The sequence below is a fragment of the Streptomyces sp. NPDC111507 genome (assembly GCF_055638955.1).
The window spans coordinates 57619-76967 of the sequence record NZ_JBVKBU010000005.1 but is presented as its reverse complement, the minus strand read 5'-3'; the positions used below and the strand labels follow the sequence as shown (position 1 = coordinate 76967).

The 19349-nt window shown below is 71.3% G+C and carries 16 protein-coding genes; 10 read left to right on the top strand and 6 right to left on the bottom strand.

Annotation, left to right across the window (positions count from 1 at the left end; all coding sequences use genetic code 11):
* Positions 1 to 186 precede the first annotated feature (186 nt).
* Positions 187 to 2628, top strand: coding sequence for a GH92 family glycosyl hydrolase (locus ACZ7M2_RS21475; protein WP_471596594.1), 2442 nt, complete (start codon positions 187 to 189; stop codon positions 2626 to 2628).
* Positions 2629 to 2679: 51 nt separating this feature from the next.
* Here ACZ7M2_RS21475 and ACZ7M2_RS21470 read toward each other — a convergent pair whose 3' ends face one another.
* Positions 2680 to 3669 carry a hypothetical protein gene (locus tag ACZ7M2_RS21470; RefSeq protein ID WP_471597004.1) on the bottom strand — a complete coding sequence of 330 codons (990 nt, stop codon included), beginning with the start codon at positions 3667 to 3669 and terminating at the stop codon, positions 2680 to 2682.
* A gap of 277 nt (positions 3670 to 3946) precedes the next feature.
* Here ACZ7M2_RS21470 and tgmA point away from each other — a divergent pair, with 277 nt between their 5' ends.
* A complete protein-coding gene (gene tgmA / locus ACZ7M2_RS21465) occupies positions 3947 to 4138 on the top strand; it encodes a putative ATP-grasp-modified RiPP (RefSeq protein ID WP_060896220.1) in 192 nt (63 codons plus the stop codon).
* Between the two features lie 15 nt (positions 4139 to 4153).
* Positions 4154 to 5098: an ATP-grasp ribosomal peptide maturase gene (gene tgmB, locus ACZ7M2_RS21460; RefSeq protein WP_107424559.1), complete on the top strand. Its 945-nt coding sequence runs from the start codon at positions 4154 to 4156 to the stop codon at positions 5096 to 5098.
* Positions 5099 to 5201: 103 nt separating this feature from the next.
* Here tgmB and ACZ7M2_RS21455 read toward each other — a convergent pair whose 3' ends face one another.
* The 5 genes from ACZ7M2_RS21455 to ACZ7M2_RS21435 form a co-directional block, all read right to left on the bottom strand.
* Positions 5202 to 6410: an ABC transporter substrate-binding protein gene (locus ACZ7M2_RS21455; protein ID WP_471596593.1), complete on the bottom strand. Its 1209-nt coding sequence runs from the start codon at positions 6408 to 6410 to the stop codon at positions 5202 to 5204.
* A gap of 103 nt (positions 6411 to 6513) precedes the next feature.
* A complete protein-coding gene (locus ACZ7M2_RS21450) occupies positions 6514 to 9051 on the bottom strand; it encodes a branched-chain amino acid ABC transporter ATP-binding protein/permease (protein ID WP_471596592.1) in 2538 nt (845 codons plus the stop codon).
* A 30-nt stretch (positions 9052 to 9081) separates the two neighbouring features.
* On the bottom strand, positions 9082 to 9951 hold the full coding sequence (locus ACZ7M2_RS21445; RefSeq protein WP_352050810.1) for a branched-chain amino acid ABC transporter permease: 870 nt from the start codon (positions 9949 to 9951) through the stop codon (positions 9082 to 9084).
* A gap of 70 nt (positions 9952 to 10021) precedes the next feature.
* Positions 10022 to 11401 (bottom strand): FAD-dependent oxidoreductase, encoded by a 1380-nt coding sequence (locus ACZ7M2_RS21440; RefSeq protein ID WP_471596591.1) that lies wholly within the window; start codon positions 11399 to 11401, stop codon positions 10022 to 10024.
* A gap of 184 nt (positions 11402 to 11585) precedes the next feature.
* Positions 11586 to 12623: an NAD(P)-dependent alcohol dehydrogenase gene (locus ACZ7M2_RS21435; protein ID WP_471596590.1), complete on the bottom strand. Its 1038-nt coding sequence runs from the start codon at positions 12621 to 12623 to the stop codon at positions 11586 to 11588.
* 126 nt (positions 12624 to 12749) lie between these two features.
* On the opposite strand from ACZ7M2_RS21435, the gene ACZ7M2_RS21430 reads away from it, so the two are divergent.
* The 7 genes from ACZ7M2_RS21430 (at position 12750) to ACZ7M2_RS21400 (ending at position 19337) form a co-directional block, all read left to right on the top strand.
* Entirely contained in the window at positions 12750 to 13550 is an 801-nt protein-coding gene (locus tag ACZ7M2_RS21430; protein ID WP_471596589.1) for an SDR family NAD(P)-dependent oxidoreductase, read from the top strand.
* A 10-nt stretch (positions 13551 to 13560) separates the two neighbouring features.
* A complete protein-coding gene (locus tag ACZ7M2_RS21425) occupies positions 13561 to 14751 on the top strand; it encodes an acyl-CoA dehydrogenase family protein (protein WP_471596588.1) in 1191 nt (396 codons plus the stop codon).
* A 97-nt stretch (positions 14752 to 14848) separates the two neighbouring features.
* Positions 14849 to 15637 (top strand): enoyl-CoA hydratase/isomerase family protein, encoded by a 789-nt coding sequence (locus ACZ7M2_RS21420; RefSeq protein ID WP_060896214.1) that lies wholly within the window; start codon positions 14849 to 14851, stop codon positions 15635 to 15637.
* Positions 15622 to 15993: a Zn-ribbon domain-containing OB-fold protein gene (locus ACZ7M2_RS21415; RefSeq protein WP_471596587.1), complete on the top strand. Its 372-nt coding sequence runs from the start codon at positions 15622 to 15624 to the stop codon at positions 15991 to 15993. Before ACZ7M2_RS21420 ends, ACZ7M2_RS21415 begins: the two co-directional genes overlap by 16 nt.
* Positions 15990 to 17138, top strand: a complete 1149-nt coding sequence (locus ACZ7M2_RS21410) for a thiolase family protein (protein ID WP_471596586.1) — start codon at positions 15990 to 15992, stop codon at positions 17136 to 17138. Before ACZ7M2_RS21415 ends, ACZ7M2_RS21410 begins: the two co-directional genes overlap by 4 nt.
* Positions 17139 to 17160: 22 nt before the next feature.
* Complete coding sequence (locus ACZ7M2_RS21405; protein ID WP_471596585.1) at positions 17161 to 18372, top strand: acyl-CoA dehydrogenase family protein; 1212 nt, start codon at positions 17161 to 17163, stop codon at positions 18370 to 18372.
* A complete protein-coding gene (locus ACZ7M2_RS21400) occupies positions 18369 to 19337 on the top strand; it encodes a phosphotransferase family protein (protein WP_471596584.1) in 969 nt (322 codons plus the stop codon). The genes ACZ7M2_RS21405 and ACZ7M2_RS21400 overlap by 4 nt, the downstream gene beginning before the upstream one ends.
* Positions 19338 to 19349 lie beyond the last annotated feature (12 nt).

Below are 19349 nucleotides of genomic sequence, written 5' to 3'. Positions count from 1 at the left end.
CGCACTCCCGTCCCCGCCCACACCCTTCACCACCCCGTAACCAGCAGTCCGCACACGCCACTTCCGGCGCTCCCGGCCGCCTTCTATCCTCGCGCCCGGACCGGCGCCCGAGGCGGCCAGTCGTCGGGGACAGTCCGGTCCGACCCGTCATCGCACCTCCTCGTCCAACGGAAGGTGACACCACGTATGCGCCCCCAATGGCTGCGCACAGCAAGACGGTTCGGCAGTCGCACCGCGAGCAGGTCCGCCGCGGTGGTCGTGACCACGGCGGTCGTCCTCGCCCTTCCCGCCCCGGTGGACGCGGCCGGCCCTCCGCCCCAGCGGCCCGTCTCCGCCGTGGACCCACTGATCGGATCGGCGAACGGCGGCAACACCTACCCCGGCGCCACTCTCCCTTACGGGATGATCGCCTGGTCCCCGACCAGCACCACCGGTGATCAGACCAGCACGGGAGCCGCCAACGGCTACCAGTACAACACCACCCGCATCCGGGGGCTGAGTCTCACCCACGTCAACGGCGCCGGCTGCAACCCGGGGGCCGCCGGGGACGTACCGATCATGCCGTTCGTGGGTGACGTGACGTCCTCGCCCTCGGCGGACACCAAGGACGCGGTCTACGCCGCGAACTTCACGCACGCCGAGGAGAAGGCCGTACCCGGGCGCTACACCCTCGGTCTCAAGACGGGCGCCACCGCCGACCTGGCCGTCAGTGAGCGTGCCGGTGTCGCCGACTTCAGCTTCCCGAGCGACCGCCCCGCCAACCTGCTCTTCCGCGTGTCCAACTCCCTCAACGGCAGCCAGGACGCGCACGTCGACATCGACACCGTGCACCGCAAGGTGACCGGCTGGGTCCTCACCGGCGCCTTCTGCGGACGCCGCGCCAACGGCGGCACGAACAACCGCAAGAGCTACTACAAGCTGTACTTCAGCGCCTCCTTCGACCGTGCCTTCTCCGACTTCGGCACGTGGCGGGACGGCACGCTGTCGGCGGGTTCGGCGTCCGCCTCGGGAGGCGAGGGGTACGCCACCGGGCCCGACCGCGCGGGCCGAGGTTCCGGCGGATACGTCGGCTTCGACACCAGCTCTGACAACGATGTCCACATGCGTATCGGCATCTCGTACGTCAGTCTCGGCGGCGCCGAGGCCAACCTCCGCGGGGAGATCCCGTCGCACGCGAGCGTCGCTGAGGTGGCCGACGCGGGTGCCCGCGCCTGGGACCGTGAACTGAGCACCGTACGCGTCGGGGGCGGTACTTCCGCCCAGCGCACCACCTTTTACACCGCGCTCTACCACGCGTTGATGCAGCCCGACCTGATCAGCGACGCCGACGGCCGGTACTACGGCATGGACGGCTCGGTGCACCGCCTCGCCCGCGGCCAGCGCGCGCAGTACAGCAACTTCTCGGGCTGGGACCAGTACCGCGCCCAGATACAGCTGCTCGCCCTGCTCAAACCGAGGATCGCGGGCGACTTCGCACAGTCCCTCTACAACTTCGCGCAGCAGAACAACGGGGTCTGGGACCGCTGGGTGCACATCAGCGGCGCCACCCACGTCATGACCGGCGATCCCTCAGCGGCCACCCTGGCCACCTTCTATGCCATGGGCGTGCGCAACTTCGACTACGAGGGCGCCTTCGACTCGCTGGTCCGGCAGGCCACCGTGCCGAACGCCGACGGTCTCTCGGACGCGGGCTGCCCCGGACAGTGCGTGGGCCAACGGCCCAATCTCGCCCAGTACTTGAACTCGCACTACGCCGCGCAGGACGTCTGCCACTGCTGGGGCGGCGCCGCCGAGACCCTGGAGGACGCCGTCGCCGACTCCGCGCTCGGGCGGTGGGCGAAGCTGCTCGGCCGTGACCAGGAGGCCGCGGTGTTCGCCGAGCGCGGCGCCTACTGGCGCAATGTCTTCAACCCCGCCGCCACCGCCGACGCCGGCTACATCCAGGCCCGCAGGCTCGACGGCTCCTGGGTGGGCCCGTTCAACCCGGGCAGCGACCTCGGCTTCGCCCAGGGCACCAGCGCCACGTACACCTGGATGGTGCCGCAGGACGTCCAGGGTCTGGCGGCGGCGATGGGCGGCCGAGAGAAGGCCGCCGCCCGCCTCGACGGCTTCTTCCACGCGGCGGACGGCTCCTGGTCGGTGCGCGGCGGCGACCCGCTGCGCTACGACCCGACCAACGAACCCGGCATCCACGCGCCCTGGCTGTACAACGCCCTCGGAGAGCCCTGGAAGACCCAGGCGACGGTACGGCAGATCCTCGACACCGTGTACGGCACCGGTCCTTCGGGGCTGCCCGGGAACGACGACCTGGGCACCATGTCCGCCTGGTACGTCTTCTCCGCCCTCGGTCTGTATCCCCAGAGCCCGGGCAGCGCGTCGATGCTGCTGGGCGCCCCGCTCTTCCCGAGCGCGGTCGTGGACCGTCCGGGCGGCGCCGACCTCACCATCGCCGCGCCCGGCGCGGACGCCGCACACCCCTACATCGATTCCGTACGCGTCAACGGGCGGCCCACGCAACGCTCCTGGACGGATGCCGGCCTGACGACGAAGGGCGGCAGGATCGCCTTCCGGCTCGCCGAACAGCCCAACACCCGATGGGCGACCGACCCGTCCGGTCTTCCTCGGTGAAACCGGTGGTCTCCCGGGAACAGGCCGTTCCCGGGAGACCACCGGCACGGTTCACGGGCGGGGAGCCGCGCTGCGAAGTGCCGTGATGCAGGAGCCGATCGCCTGCTGGAGCTCCTCCAGGCGCTGCACCATGTCGTCCTCGTAGATGTCGTCGGCATCGTCGAAGGTCAGCTCCTCGAAGACCTTCGTGGCCTTCTGCAGGCTGCTGTAGAACTTCGTGCGGCGCTCCTGGACGCGCAGTTCGGGGTTCGCCTCGACGGTCTCGACGACGAGGTTCTTCATGGTGTCGTACGCCTCGGTCGCCCACTCGCCGGTGTCCTCGCCCTCGTCCAGCTCGTCGAGGAGGGAGAGGTGGCGCTCGGCCTCGGAGCGCAGTTCGGCCGGGGCATCGAGGGTCTGTCCGGCCGGTGTCCTGATCTGGCCCTTCTCCGCGATCTGGCGGACGTAGCCGATCCGGTCGGCCGCCCTGGTCTCGGTGGCGACCGCCTTCTTCAGCTCGTCGGTGCGGGCGATGTCACGGGCCAGCTCGGCCTGCAGCGCCGGGTCCTCCTTCACCCGGTCGAGGAGCGCGGCCCGGGCCGCCTGGGCCGTGGAGGGGTCGGCGAGGATCGCCGCCCGCAGCGCGGTGGGGTTCTCGGCGACCTCCAGGGCCTTGGTGGGGCGGATGCCCTCGGCCGCGGCGGCTTCGGTGATGGCGCTGCCGCGCTCGGAGGAGGCGCTGGAGCGGGACACGTAGTACGTCTGCCACGCCTCGGCGTCCGGCAGCTCGATGTCCTGGCCCGGGACGAGGACTTCGAAGTGCGGGACGAGACCCTCGTCGGCGGCCCTGTCCCACGCCTTGTAATAGCGCATCACCCGTTCGGGGGAGCACTCGGCCAGCTCGGCGAACTCCTTCGCGGACACCTTCGGCGTCTCGTCCGCGGACTGCCCACCGGGGCGCACGCTCCTCGCCACCTTCAGGGCGAAGGTCCAGCCGCCGGTTCGCGCATAGGCGCCGAAGTCGCGTGCGTCACACGAAATGGGGTCCAACACGCCCTGGATCGGGGCGGATTGGGCACTCGGATCGAGAACTACGGTCACCGGGAACTCTCCTGGGTGGGACGGCGTCTAGATTACAGAGAATGAAGCCTTGGCCGAAGCTTTCGGCCTGGGTCAAGCAGACAACCAAGCACACACACGTGCAATACGGAAACAAGCAAGCCTGAAACGACGCGATGTGATGCCCTTCACCCCGATGTGGCGGAAAGTGATGAATTCCTTACGGTCGCGACACGTAGGGAAGGGGGCAGAGCATCGTGAGATGGCGGGAGGAATCTTCGTGCGACCGTTCACCCTCAACTACGCCTTGCCCACAGGGCATTCGGCCGCAATACCCCCGTACCACTTCGACGTGTCCCTGCAACTGAACGTGCTGCCGGACGGCCGCCCGGCCGTCAGCGACCACGCCCTTCTCATGGCCACCGGCACGACCACCTCCACCGCCGGTTCCCAGACGCACTTCGACGACTGACGGTCCCTCACTCACATGACGGTACTCATTCTCACGGCGGAGCAGGACGTCACCGCCGACATGGTCGTGGCCAGGCTGCACGAACAGGGCGTGCCGATGGTGCGACTGGACCCGGCAGACCTGCCGGGCAAGGCGGTGCTGTCCGCGGACTACGCGCACGGCGACTTCGACGGCTACCTCTCGGTCAACGGCCATGTGCTCAGCATGGGCGGCCTGCGTTCCGTGTGGGTACGCCGTCCGGGTGAACCCGCGGCGCACGCGGCGGAGCCCTCGCCGTGGCTCACCGCGGAGACCAAGCAGGCGCTGTTCGGCATGCTCTACTCCGCCTCCACCCGCTGGATGAACCACCCGCGCCGGGCCGAGCAGGCCCGGCACAAACCCTGGCAGCTTCGGGTCGCCCACAGCAGTGGCTTCGCGGTCCCTCCGACCGTGATCACCACCGCTCCCCGGGTGGCCCAGCAGTTCGTGGAGGAGTACCGGCAGGTGGTGGTGAAGTCCGCCTCGGGGCCGCCACCCGGCGAACCCCCGGTGGCCCTGCCGACCACCCTGATCGGCCCCGACGCGGACTTCTCCGGCGTCGCGGCCGGTCCCGCGCTGCTTCAGCAGTACATCCCCAAGCGGGCCGACATCCGGCTCACCTGTATCGGCAACCAGCTGTTCGCCGCACGGAAGGTCGCCGAAGCCGGGCAGGTCGACGGGCGCTTCGGCGAGACCGGACACGGCTGGGAGCCCACCCCGGTGCCCGGCCGCATCTCCCGCTCGGTCCAGGAGTACACCGCGTTCACCGGACTCGCGTACGCCGCCTTCGACTTCGCCGAGGACGAGGACGGCGTCTGGTGGTTCCTTGAGGGCAACCAGGGCGGGCAGTTCGGCTTCATCGAACTGGAGACCGGCCAACCCATCTCGGAGGCGGTCGCCCTGTGGCTCTCCCAACGAAGGCCGACTGCCAAGGGCCATTGACGCGCGTCGACCTGGCTCGGTCTTCAACCTGTGCGGCGGGGCCCGGCCTCGCCCACGAGGCGGGCACCGCGTCGAGGTGGCGCTCCCGTACGCCGTATGGGACTCAGTCGCGCGCCGGAGGTGTGTAGAAGTCGCCGCTGGAGACCCAGACCCCCTTCTTCACGACCACTCGCTGCACGCTCCGGGTTCCGAGGTGATCGTTCGCGCTGAACCGCATCACGGGCGAGACGCCGGGATCCACCGCGGTGGCCTTCTCGTACGCCTTGGTGAGCGCGGCTGAGGTGACGGGTCCCTTGATGGTCTTCGCGATCTGCGCGAACACCTTGGCGTTGCTCCACCCCCACAGCGCGAGGAATCCGGCGTCCTGACCGGGTTCGTACTTGGCCATCGCGGTCCTGAACTCCTGCACCGCCGGGTCGGCGTCGGAGGGAGCCTTCACCAGCTGTACGGCCTTGAGCCCCTCGGCGGCGTCCTTCGCCAGGGCGATGGTCGACTCCGCGGCGACGGGTGCGTAGGCGTAGGTGGCCTGCTTCAGCCCTTGGAGCTTGGCCTCCTTGAGATAGGCCGCCGCCTCGGGCGAGGTGAGGATCAGCACCACCGCGTCGGGATTCTTGGCCTTCACCTTGCTGATCACCGGTGTGTAGTCCGTCGTCGCGAACTTGACCGTCAGCCGGTCCACCTCCACCGACGGGTTCACCTTCTTCGCGACGGGCTCCACCTGCTTGGCCACATTGACGAACGCGGCCGGGTCGCTGTGGACGACGAGGATCTTCTTCGCGCCGTCCTGGACCGCCCAGGCGGCGACCGCCGACGCCTGGTCCTCGTACAGGGTCTGGGTGCCGAAGAGCCCGGGGCGCGGCGGCTTGTACCAGGCCTCGCTGCCGCCCACCTCGTTGAGGATCGGAACCTTCGACTGCTGCAGCACGAAGGGGAAGGAAGCCTCGGCCTGCGCGGTGCCATTGGCGTTGACGATGGCGACGACCTTGTCCTGGCCGACCAGTTCACGCGCGATCTGCACGGTCTGCTGCGGATCGGCGGCGTTGTCCTTGACGGTCCAGTTGACCTTGCGGCCGTTGATCCCGCCCTGGGCGTTGAGCATCTTGAAGTACGCCTCCGCGCCCGCCTTCTCCGGCACGCCGTAGGAGGCCGTAGGTCCGGTCAGCGGCACCCACGCGCCGATGTTGATCTCCGATGGGTTGCCGCCGGCCCCTGCGGAATCCTGGCCCGCGCAAGCGTTGGCCGCCAGGGTCACGGTGGCGAGGACGGCTATCGTCCCCGCCGTACGGCGGAGTCTTGTCGTTCTCCGGAACACGGTCCACCTCATTTTCCGAGCTGAGTTCATTTCATGTGGAGCGAGCGGGGTAGTCCCGCGGTGCGTCGTGCGCGAGGGGGCTGGGCTGAGGGGGAGAGGTTTCCTAGGCGGTACTCACCGCGGTCTCCCGGTCCCCGCTGAAGTACGCCGCCTCGGCCAGGGCGGCGAACGGCGGGTCGCCGGGCCTTCCCTGGGCGGCGACGACGCCCTCGTGGAGCACGACCACCTCGTGGCACACGGACATCGCCCGGCTGAGCAGTTGCTCCAGCAGCACGACCGTCAGTCCGTCGTGGGCCAGCCGGACCAGCCGGTCGTAGACCTCGTCGACCAGCGCGGGAGCCAGACCGAGCGCCGGTTCGTCCACGATCAGGACGTCCGGCCGGACGATCAGCGCGCGGGAGATGGCGAGCATCTGCTGCTCGCCTCCCGACAGCGCGGCGGCGGAGGTGGACATCCGGTCGCGCAGCCGGGGCGGCAGCCACTCGGTCGTCTCCTCGAGACGCTCGCGCAGCGGCGCACCGGTGATACCGGCCGCGTAGGCCGCGACCTCCAGGTTCTCCCGCAGCGAGAGCGTCTTGAACAGGGCCCGCCCCTCGGGCGCCAGACTGGTGCGGGCGGTCCCGCCCCCGCCGATGTCCGTCACCCTGCTGCCCCGGGCGGGGTGCAACGAGCCGTGCAGGACACCGGCGAGCGTGCTCTTGCCCGCGCCGTTGGCGCCCGTGACGCCGAGCACGACCCCTTCCCGGACGTCCAGGTCGACATCCCGCAGCGCGACCACGCCGCCGTACGTGTGGCCGACCCCGCGGAGCCGGATCACCGACCGCTCGCCGACCCGCTCGGGCAGTTCCGCCTTGCCGCCGACCGTACCCAGGTACGACGAACGCACCTCGGGATCCTCCAGCACGGTGTCCGGTGTGCCCTCGCCGATCGTGCGGCCGAAGTCGAAGGCGAGCACCCGGTGGGCGACGGAGAAGAGGTCGTCCAGCACGTGGTCGATGACCACGACGGCGGTGCCGCGGGCCTGCAGCCGCCTGATGTGGTCGGCCAGCAGCGCCCGTTCGCCTGCGTCCAGGCCTCCGAACGGCTCGTCCAGCACCAGCAGCCTCGGCTCCTCGGCCATCGCGCGGGCGAGGTCGAGGCGCTTTTGCAGACCGAACGGGAGCTCGGCCGGGCGGCGGTCCGCCACGTCGGCGAGACCGACGGCGTCGAGCAGCCGCGCGACGGAGGCCCGGTGCCCGGCCGTGATCCGGCGCCGGGTGCACAACACGTTCTCGGCGACGGTGAGTTCGGAGAAGACCTCCGCATGCTGGAAGGTGCGGCCGATGCCGAGCCGGCGCCGTGCGGTCGCCCTCGTCCTCAGCAGCGGCTTGCCCGCGAAGTCGGCGCTACCGTTGACCCGGCCGTTGCCGGTGAGCCCCGACAGGACGTTCAACAGGGTCGTCTTGCCCGCTCCGTTGGGCCCGATGACGGCCAGGATCTCGCCCTGGCGCACCGACAGCGAGGCGTCTTCCAGGGCCTTCAGTCCGCCGTACGCGACGGACAGATGCTCCAGCCGCAGCAGTGCCGGGGAGTCCGCACCGGCCGCCCGCACCGGTGGCGGGGTGTCGCCGGGCAGGTCGGCGGCGGGACTGACGAGAGGAAGCGCCGCCGCCTGCCGCCGTTCCTCCCACCGGGGCAGGGCACGCCGGAGCAGGGCCCGCACGGGCCGCGCCAGGAAGGGCACGGCCCCTCCGGGAAGGAAGAGAAGGACACCGATCAGCACGAGGCCCTGCACGACCGGCTGCGGCAGCCCGACGGCGGACGAGAGCGAGGGGTTCCACGTCAGGTAGGCACCACCGGCCACCGCACCGAGGACGGTCCCCACCCCGCCGAGGACACAGGCCGCGACGAGCGCGATGCCGAAGCCGAGCGAGAACGGGTCGGGGCTGACGAAGCCGGTGATCAGACCGAGCAGCACGCCCGCGAAGCTGGTGCACGCGGCGCTCGCCGCGAATGCCAGGGCCGACTGCGCCTCGGGCGCGATCCCGATCGTACGGGCCGCCAGCGGATGCGACTTGGCGGCGACCAGCCGCATCCGCAGTCCCGACGCGGCCGCGGGCACGGCCAGCGCGAGCACCACGGCGGCGGCCCCCACCGCGAGGTACTGCGGTTCGGTGCCGCCGCCCGCGAGGGTGCCGAAGCCAAGGACGCTGCGCAGTTGCAGCACCGGCGCTCCCTGGTCACCGCCGGTCACGCTGCTCCAGCGATTGATCAGTTCCAGCGCCACCATCGTGAACGCGAGGGTCAGCAGGGCGATGTAGAGCGTCGAGAACCGGGCGCCCGCGTAGCCGAGGAAGGTGCCGAGGACGGCGCCGGTGACGACCGCCCCGAGCACCACCGCCTCCAGCGGCCAGTCGTGACCGCTGCCATAGGCGGCGAAGTAGGCGCCGATGGCGAAGAACGCCGGATGCCCCACCGACCAGATGCCCGACCAGCCGGCCAGCAGGCCGACCGACAGCACCACGATCGAGTAGACCGCCGCGAGCGCCACCGAGTACATCTGGTACGCCGGGATCGCACCGGACGCCATGAAGGCCATGAGCACCGCGCCGGCGGCCGGCCCGAGTGCCGCCTTCGCCAGGACGGAACGGTTGAAGACCATGGATGCGACTCCTCAGATCCCTCGGATCTCTCAGACCCGTTGGAAGGTGCGGGTGCCGAACATGCCCTGCGGTCGGACGAGCAGCACCAGAACAGTGAACGAGAACACGAACGTGTCCCGGAGGCTGGCGGAGACGTAGTTCGCCGCCAGGTTGTCCAGCACGCCGACGGTCAGTCCGCCGATGACAGCCCCGTACATGCTCGTCAGACCCCCCAGGAAGATCCCGGCGAAGGCACGGAAGAGCGGTGCGCTGAGCATGGTGGGCACCAGCCCGGCCCGCGGCGCGTACAGACAGGCGCCCAGCGCGGCGAGGCCGAGGCCCAGGGCCCAGGCGATCCGCGCGAGACGCTGCGCGCCCAGCCCCACGACCCGCGCGGTGTCCGCGCTCTCGGCCACGGCACGCATGGCCGAGCCGAGGGTGGTCCGTCCGAACAGATAGCCGACCAGTGCCATCGCCACGGCGGCCACGGCGATCGTCAGCAGGCTCTGGGCCGGCAGCGCCGCACCCGACCAGCGCACCGTTCCGTCGACCAGGCTGGGGAAGGCCTTCGGCTGGTCGCCCCAGATCGAACCGGCCGCGCTCTCGGCCACCAGCGAGACGCCCATCGTCAGGACGAGCGCCGAGAACAACTGCCCCTGGCCGAGCGGCCTGATCACCGTTTCGCGGACCAGCAGGCCCGCCACGACGGTGATGGTGATCGCCGCCAGCACGCCGAGCACCGTGGCCACACCGCGGTCCCGGAGCGAGACCGCCACGTACAGGCCCAGGGTCGCCAGGGAGGCCATCGCGAAGTTCACGACGTCGGTGGCCCGGTAGATGATGACCAGCCCGAGTCCGATGAGCCCGTACACGGCTCCGCCGGCCACACCGCTGACCAGGACAAGCAGGAACTGACTCACAGCCCCTCCCTCTTCAGGAAGCGGGTTCGTGCCACGAACCGCTTAGGTAAATTGAACTCAATTCGGTAAGCTAGACACTCGGACGGCGACCGGGCAAGACCGCTGCACCGGATTTGTCGGAGTGCGTGTCACTGCCTCGGCCGAGCGCTGTCCGGGCGGCCGCGAGGCCGAACACCAGTGCAGGGGCGAGGCCGCCGGCGTAGGCGCGCCGGTACAGTCCGCCCGCGTCCGCACCGGCCACCAGCAGGCCGGGGACCGTCCGCCGCCCGTCCGCGGACAGGGCGTGCGCCTCGGCGTCGATCAGCAGACCGCCGAAGGTGAACGTGATCGCGGGGGCGGCCTCGATCACATAGAAAGGTGGCTCGTCGAGCGGCTGACGGTCGAGCAGCCGCCCGGGAACCGTCTCGCCGCCGCCGCGCACGGCGGAGTTGAACTCCTCGACGCGGTCCCGGATCAGGGCGCCCGGATAGCCCCATTCCTCGGGCATCCAGGCGAACTCCTCCAGGCTCTCCGCGACCGCGCTCCGAGCACCGGCGCGGTGGCACAGCTGGAACTTGTCCACGCGCGGGATCCCCTCCACGTACGAGGCCGAGATCCACTCCCTGTGCACTCGCGCGTCGGCGACCAACAGCCCCCGGGCCCCCGGTCGTTCCAGGAGCGCCATGGTGGTCAGATGGTCCCCGACGGTCTCGTCGACGAATCGCTCGCCCGTGAGGTCGAAGAGCAGGGAGTGCTCGCTGAAGTAGAGGGCGAGGTCGACGAAGCACGCCGGGTCGGACAGGGATACGCCCGCCGGCATCAGGTGTCCGTAGAAGCCCGCGTCCTTCTCGCCGAACGCCGCCCCCGCGGCGAGGCCGAGCGCGAGCCCGCCGCCACGGCTGTGCGGGTTGGCGCGCAGTTCGATGGCGCGGGCCTGGTCGTGGACGTGCTCGGCGCGCAGCTCCGGGTCACCCTGGAAGCCGCCGGTCGCGAGCAGGGTCCAGGCGGCGTCGATCCGCCGCACGGATTCGTCCGGCAGTACGCACTCCGCACCCTTGACCACGCCGTCCTCGGTCACCAGCGTGCGGGTTTCGGTGCCTGTCAGTACTTCCCCGCCCCGGTCGCGGACCAGCCGCTCGCAGGTGTCGAGATAGTGGTGGGTGTCGATCTGGTGTCCCCGGCCGAAGCCGAGTACGGGGACGGGCGGGCGGCACTCCACACCGAGCGAGCCGATCCAGGCCACCCCCTCCGCGAACCCCTCCAACAGCGCCCGCGCGAGCTCCGGATCGCCGTCCGGGTTGACGCGGCGCAACTCGTCGAGGGTGGGGGCCGTCCAGACGAAACCGGCCAGGCGCGCCGAGCCTCCGGGGCGCTCCGCCCGTTCCACCAGGACGACGGAGCCGCCCTCGTGCGCCACCCTGGCGGCGGCCGTGAGGCCGGCCATGCCACCGCCGATCACCAGCAGATCCACTTTTCGAGCGTGCACAGCGGCCCACCGCCTTGTCGCGTCGTTGCGTGGAACCAGACCCTAATTGAACTCACTTCTGTAGTCGAGAGTCCGGACAGCAGATGATTGCGGCCGTGCTCGCCGAGGGCGGGGAGCGAAGGCGTAGGCGGGGAGCGAGAGCGAGGTTGAGGGCTGGCAGGTGCCGGGCTCAGTCGGGTACGAGTACCGCGCGCCCACGCAGGTTGCCGGAGCGGAGCCTGTCGATCGCCTCCATCGCTCCCGCCAGCGGGAATTGCTCTGTCTCCACCGTCAACACCCCCTGGCGCGCCAGGTCCACGACCTCCTCCAGTTCCGGCCGCGTCCCCCAGAAGGGCAGCGAGATCCGCAGCCCCGGAGGAAGAGCGCCGGACTTGCGGACGGTCAGCTCACCGCCACCGCTTCCCACGACGGCCAGCTCTCCGCCCGCGCGCAGGACGCCGGTCGCGAGCTCCAGGCTGGACCGGCTGCCGACGAAGTCCAGCACGGCGTCGGCCCCGGTTCCGCCGACCTGCCGTCGCAGGACCTCCGCCGTGCGGGGGCCCAGGAGCGTGCCGAAGTGCGCACCGCACGTGTCGGCCAGGGCGAGTGCCTCTTCGCGTACGTCCACGGCGAGGACGTGCGCGGACGTGGTGGCGCGCAGGATCCGTACCGCCAGATGCCCCAGCCCGCCGACCCCGAGGACGACCGCGCTCGCGCCCTCCCCGAGCGCCGGACGGACGCCGGCCACAGCGTGGTAGGAGGTGAGTCCGGCGTCGGACAGGGGCGCGGCCTGCACGGGGTCCAGGTCGCCCACCGGAACCAGCAGCCGCCCGGACGGCACGAGCAGGTGGTCGGACATTCCGCCGTCGCGCCCGAGCCCCGCCCCCGTACCGGCGCGGGCCGCGTCCAGAGCGGGGCGCGCGTCGCAGTGGTTCTCCGCCCCGGCCGAGCAGCGGGCGCAACGCCCGCAGCCCCAGGGGCCGTAGACGACCACGCGCTCGCCGATCGCGGGGCCGGAGGCCTCGGGGCCGCGCGCGGCCACTCGGCCCGCGACCTCGTGGCCGAGGGTGAACGGCGTCCGGTACGGCAGGGCGCCCGGTGCCGCGTCCAGGACATGGAGGTCGGAGCGGCACAGCCCGGCCGCCTCGACCCGCACCAGGACCTCTTCGCCGCGGGGTACCGGCCGTGCCACCTCGGCGAGCACCGGTGGGCCGCCCCATCGCGTCATTCGGATCGCTCTCGTCCCGCCTGTTGACATACGTGAGAGGTTAACAAAAATGAAGTCAGTTCAGTAACTGGTCCCGTGGCCGAGTGCGACAACCCGGCACGGCAACCGAGTGGGGCGGTGGATCTCATGGACGGCGAGGGTCCGGCACACGAAGACTTCACGGGCAGGATCGCGCTGGTGACCGGCGCGGGCTCCGGCATCGGGGCCGCGGTCGCCCGGCGGCTCGCCACGCAGGGCGCCCTGGTGCTGGTGGCGGACATCGACGCCGCCGCGGCCCGGGCAGTCACGAAGGAACTGCCCGGAGCGCGGCCGGTGACCGTGGACGTCGGGGACGGCGCGCAGGTCGACCGGGTCTTCGACGAGGCCGTGCGCGCGTACGGACGTCTGGACGTCGTGGTGCACGCCGCCGGAGTCGACGACCCCGGGGCGAAGCAGTGGATCGCCGAAGCTCTGCTGGCCGACCGGCCGCCCGAGGTGACCACACGGCTCGGCGAGGCCGCGTGGCGGCGCGTCATGCGGGTCAATCTCGACGGCACCTTCCATGTCCTGCGCGCCGCGCTGCGGGCGATGGCGCCGAACCGTTCCGGTGCGGTCGTCACCGTCGGCTCCTCCTCGGCCTTCGACACCCAGGCCGGCTATCCGCACTACGCGGCGTCCAAGGCCGGAGCGCACGCACTGAGCCAGTCCGTCGCCAAGGAGGCGATCGCGTTCGGAGTCCGCGTCAACACGGTGGCACCCGGGCCGACCGAGACGGGGATGGCCGCCAGGACGCCCGAGGCGCTGCGCCAGGGCTTCGCCGACCCGCGTGTACGCCCCTACGCGACACCCGAGGAGATCGCGGACGTCGCGCTGTTCCTGGCCGGCGACGCGGCGGCCAATCTCGTCGGCGCGGTGCTGCTTGCCAACGGCGGACGCTTCACGGTCTAGGGAGGCTCGTATGTTCCGGCTCGACACCGATCCGACGCTGCTGCTGGAGAGTGAGGAGCGGCGCCAACTCCGCGAGGTGCTGCGAGAACTGCTGAAGGAAACCTGCGGGCCCGAGGAGGTCCGCAAGCAGGCGGCGGGGCCCCGCGGTCACGACCGGCTGCTGTGGGAACGGCTCGCGGGCGAGATCGGGGTGCAGGCGCTGGCCTTCCCCGAGGAGTTCGGTGGCGCCGGCTATACCTTCGCCGAACTCGCCGTGGCTCTGGAGGAGACCGGGCGCGTGCTGTGCCCGGCGCCGCTGCTGCCGACCGTCGTACTGGCCGGGCACACGCTCCTGCGAAGCGGTGACCGGCAGGCCTGTCAGCGCTGGCTGCCGGGGATCGCGGACGGCTCGCTCACCGCGACGGTGGCCGGGTTCCCGCAGGCGGCGAACGTGACCGCCGAGCGCGGCGCCGGCGGCTGGGTGCTGCGCGGCGAGGCCGACTTCGTACTCGACGGGGAGGGGGCCGATCTGATCCTGGTCGCGGCCGAAGCGCCGGACGGTACGCGGCTGTTCGCCTGTGAACCGGGCCGCGGGACCGGGACCGGGCCGGGTGTCGGTTCCGGGAGCTGCGAGCGGGTGGCCCGGCGCGTCCTCGATCCCACGCGTCGGCAGGCGCTCGTACGTTTCCGGGGGGCGCCCGCCGAGCCGGTCGGTGCGGCCGGGCAGGCCGCCGCGATCGTGGCGGCGGTCCTGGACGCGGGGCGGGTGGCGCTGGCCGCCGAGCATGTGGGCGGATCGGCGCACGCGCTGGACGCCGTCCTCGAGTACGTCAGGCACCGAACCCAGTTCGGGCGCCCCATCGGGTCCTTTCAGGTGGTCAAGCACCGGCTCGCCGACCTCCTGGTCGACCTCGAAGGAGCGCGGTCCGCCTCGGCGTACGCGACGGCCTGCCTCGCGGGCGGGCGCGCGGAGCTGCCGGTGGCGGCGAGTTCGGCGGCCGTCGCCTGCTCCGGTGCCTATCGGCTGGCGACGGCGGAATACGTGCAGCTCCACGGAGGGATCGGTTTCACGTGGGAGCACCCCGCCCACCTCTTTGTGCGCCGGGCCAGGGCCGACGAGGCGCTGTTCGGCACCGCCGACGACCATCGTCTACGGCTGGCCGGGCTGCTGGGCCTCACCGGCCGTATGAGCCCGGCGAGCCGAGCGAGCCGTACGGACTGAGCGCCCGACCGTTTCGGGAATCGCTTCCCCGTCCATTGACAGGGGCATCTAAACGCCCACAGAATCAATCTGAATTCAGTTCAGTTTGGAGGAACTCATGGCAGTCGAAGACGAGATCCAGTTCGAGCGGGACGGCCACGTCGCACGGGTCTGGCTGAACCGGCCGCACAAGAAGAACTGCGTGACAGTGCCGATCCTCGACCGGCTGGACGAGATCATCACCGAGGTCGACGCCGACCCCGAGCTGCGCGTACTGGTGCTGCGCGGCCGGGGCAACACCTTCTGCTCCGGGTTCGACCTGGACAGCCTCAAGGCCGACTTCGTCGGCAGGTCCAACGCGATCGACGTCGCCGTGAAGTCGGCGAAGGTCTGTGACCGGCTGTACTCGATGAAGACCCCGTCGATCGCGGTCCTCGAAGGCCATGTCACGGCGGGCGGCTTCGAGTTGATGATCTCCTGCGACTTCGCGATCGCCGCGGACGACGCCCTGATCGGCGACTTCCACATCCGCCGAGCCCTGTTCGGCGGGGCCGGGCCGATCTACCGGGTGCCGCGCATGATCGGCGTCCGCAAGACGAAGGAGCTGATGCTCACCGGAAAGCTGCTGACCGGGGTCGAGGCCGCCGAGTTCGGTCTCATCAACTCCTCGGCGCCGGCCGACAAGCTGGATGCGACGGTCGAGGAGTTCGCCGACCAGCTCGTCGACAAGAGCCCGTTCACCATGTGGATCACCAAGATGACCATCGACCGGAGCCTGGACGCCGACATCCAGTCGCTCATGGTCATGGAGCACCTCGCGGTCGGTGTGATGCTCAACTCCGAGGACGCGGCGGAGGGTGTGTCGGCGTTCCTGGAGAAGCGGGAGCCGCAGTGGAAGGGGCGCTGAGCCCCCTGCCGGAGCCCGGGGGCCCGCTGCGTGGCTCCCGGTGCGCCGGCTGCGCGGTGGCCGTCCACCCCGCCGATCCGTCGTGCCCGCGCTGCGGTGGACCGGCCGAGCCGGTCGTCCTCTCCGGTACGGGCACGCTGTGGACGTGGACCGTGCAGCGCCACGCGCCCAAGTCGCCGCCGTACGTCCAGCCCGCCGCCGGGTTCGAGCCGTTTGCCGTCGGCTATGTCGAACTGCCGGAAGGAGCGCGGGTGTTGGCCGTGCTCGACCTGCGCGCCGAGGACCTGAAGGTCGGCATGCCGGTGACCATCGCGGCGGCGGACGGCGTACCACGGGCCGGGGGAGTCGCCGTATGACGACCGAAGAGGTGCTCGTGTGCGGTGCCGGAATCACCTCCTTCGCCCGCACGGAGGCGAGCGGCCGGCAGCTCGCCGTGCGGGCCGTGCGCGCCGCCCTGGCCGACGCGGGACTGCCCTGGTCCCGCGTCCGGGCGGCGTACGGCGGCAGTGACGCGGCCGGCAACGCCGACACGCTGGTGACCGAACTCGGCCTGACCGGCGTGCCGTTCGTCAACGTCCGCAACGGCTGCGCGACCGGCGGCAGCGCCCTTGTCTCGGCGGTCAACGCGATCCGCTCCGGGGCGGCGGACGTGACCCTCGCCGTCGGCTTCGACAAGCACCCGCGCGGCGCCTTCGACCCACGTCCCGCCGACTGGGGGCTCGACGAGGCGTACGGACGCGACGGGCTGATGGTGACCACCCAGTTCTTCGCCATGAAGATCCAGCGGTACATGTACGACCACGGCATCACCGCCCGGACGCTGGCCCTGGTCGCGGAGAAGGCGTACGCGAACGGGGCCCGCAACCCCCACGCCTGGCGGCGCACACCGCTCGAAGCGGACGAGATCCTGGCCTCCGGCATGGTCAACGACCCGTTGACCCGGTACATGTTCTGCTCGCCCGGCCAGGGCGCCGTGGCGCTCGTCCTGTGCAGCCGCGCGGTCGCCCGCGAACTGGACGCGACCCCGGTCACGCTGCGGGCGGCCGTCGTCCGCACCCGGCGGTTCGGCTCCTTCGAGGTGTTCAGCCCCTGGGCGCCCGTCGGCGCCCCGACCAGTGTCAGCGCCGACGCCGCGCGACTCGCCTTCGAGGAAGCCGGGCTGGGGCCGTCGGACATCGACGTGTGCCAGCTCCAGGACACCGAGAGCGGTGCCGAGGTGATGCACCTGGCCGAGTGCGGGTTCTGCGAGCACGGCGAGCAGGAGCGGCTGATCCCCGCCGGCGCGACCGCGCCCGGCGGCGCCCTGCCGGTCAACACCGACGGCGGCTGCATCGCCAACGGCGAACCCATCGGCGCCTCCGGCCTGCGTCAGGTCCACGAGATCGTCCAACAACTGCGTGGCCGTGCGGGCGAACGGCAGCTGCCGGACCGCCCGTCGACAGGCTTCACCCATGTGTACGGCGCGCCGGGCGTCAGCGCCTGCACCGTACTGACCCGCTGAGACCCCGTCCGGAAGGAGGACCATGAGCGGTATCCCCGAGCCCGAGGAGTTCCGCGCCGCGGCCCGGCAATGGCTGACCGGTGTGGCTGCGGCGCGCGCCGACCACCGGGAGTGGGGCGTCGGCGACGACTCGGTGGCCGTCTTCGAGAACTGGAGAGAGGCGGAGGAACGCGAACACACCGACCGGATACGGGACTGGGAGCGCACCCGCTTCGACCACGACTGGGGCGCGCTGGACTGGCCATCGGAGCACGGTGGGCGTGAACTCCCGCCGTACTACGAGCAGTTGTACCGCACCGAGGAATCCCGTTTCGACGTGCCCCGGCGCACCGAGGTCTTCCCGGTCACTCAGCAGCTCGTGGCCCCGGCGATCCGGATCTGGGGCACCGAGGAACAGCGGAGGCGCTGGCTGCGGCCCATGCTCCGTACCGACGAACTCGCCTGCCAGCTCTTCTCCGAGACCGAAGCCGGCTCCGATCTCGCCGCCGTCCGCACCCGGGCCGTCCGTCAGGATGACGGCTGGATCCTGAGCGGTCACAAGATCTGGACCTCCGGCGCCCGCGTCGCCACCTGGGGCGTGGCCGTCTGCCGCAGCGACCCGGACGCGCCCAAGCACGCCGGCATCACCGTCTTCCTGGTCCGGATGGACGCGCCGGGCGTGGTAGTGCGGCCCATCCGGCAGATGACCGGCGGCTCCAGCTTCAACGAGGTCTATCTGGACGACGTGTTCGTGCCGGACACCGACCGGCTCGGCCCGGTCGGCGAGGGCTGGCGGGTGACGCTGACCGTCCTCGCCGCCGAACGCCTCGACTCCGGCGGCCTCGGCCTGGACAACGCCGACCGGGCCCTCGACCTCGCCCGGCAGCTGCCCCGCCCGCTGACCGGCGGCGAACAGCAGCGGTCCGCCGACCTCTTCGTCCGCAGCCTGGTCCAGCGGCTCATCGGCCTGCGGGTCACGGCGGCGCTGGCCGCCGGACGCGAACCGGGCGCCGAAGCCTCGGTCGGCAAGCTCCACGCCACCGCCACCCTGCGCGCCACCACCGACCTCGTCCAACAGCTCCTCGGACCGCGCCTCGCCGCCGACACGGGGGAGTGGGGCACCTTCGCCTGGACCGAGCACCTGCTCGGCGCACCCGGCTACCGCATCGCGGGCGGCAGCGACGAGATCCAGCGGAACATCCTGGCCGAACGCGTGCTGGGACTGCCCAAGGAACCGAAGGGGGCCGGGCGTTGAGCACCGCGACCGAGGTGACACGACTCGCGGACCGCGTCCGCGCCGGGCTCGCCGCCCGGCACCCGAACGAGCCCTTCGGTGATCTGCGCACCCTGCCCGGCGGCCACTCGGGACTCACCTACTCGATCACCGCGGGCACCGGGGCGTACGTCGTCAAAGCCGTGCCTGAGGGGCAGCGGCCCGTCGGGCGCAACGACGTACTGCGCCAGGCCCGGATCCTGCGCGCCCTCGCCGGATCGCCGGTTCCCGTACCGGAGGTCTTCGCCGTCGACGAACGCGAACCGGCCTGGTTCGCCATGGAGTTCGTGACCGGAGAGGCGATCGAGCCCGTCCTCGACGAGCACCGCCTGGACCCGGAGCTGTGCCGCACGCGGATGCTGGCGCTGGCCGGTGTCCTGCGCGACCTGCACCGTACGCACCTCGACGGCGCCGAACCTCTGGATCCGGCGGCCGAGCTGGAGCGTTGGGCGCGGACCATGCGTGCCGTACCGGCCCCACTGCGGCCGGGTGCCGAGGAGGTATTGGGCCTGCTGGCCGCCGGGATCCCCGAGAGCCTGCCGCCCGTGCTGATCCACGGCGACTTCAGGCTCGGCAACGTGCTCTGCCGGGGCGAGCGTCCGTCCGCGGTCGTCGACTGGGAGATCTGGGGCCTCGGCGATCCGCGCGTCGACCTCGGCTGGTTCCTGCTCTTCGCCGACCACCGGAACTTCCCCCGGCTCGGCCGTGCCGTACCGGGCCTGCCCACCGAGGACGAACTGCTGGCCCGCTATCTCGACGGCCGTCCCCTACCCCCCGCCTTCGACTGGTTCCGCGCCCTGGCCCGCACCAAAATGGCCGCGATCATGGGCCACAACCTGCGCAGACACCGTGAGGGCAAGCACCACGACCCCGACCAGGAGCGGCTGCCGCCGACCATCGCGGCGATGATCCGCACGGCACGCGACATCCTCGCCCCACGGTCCTGAAGGAGCGCCACC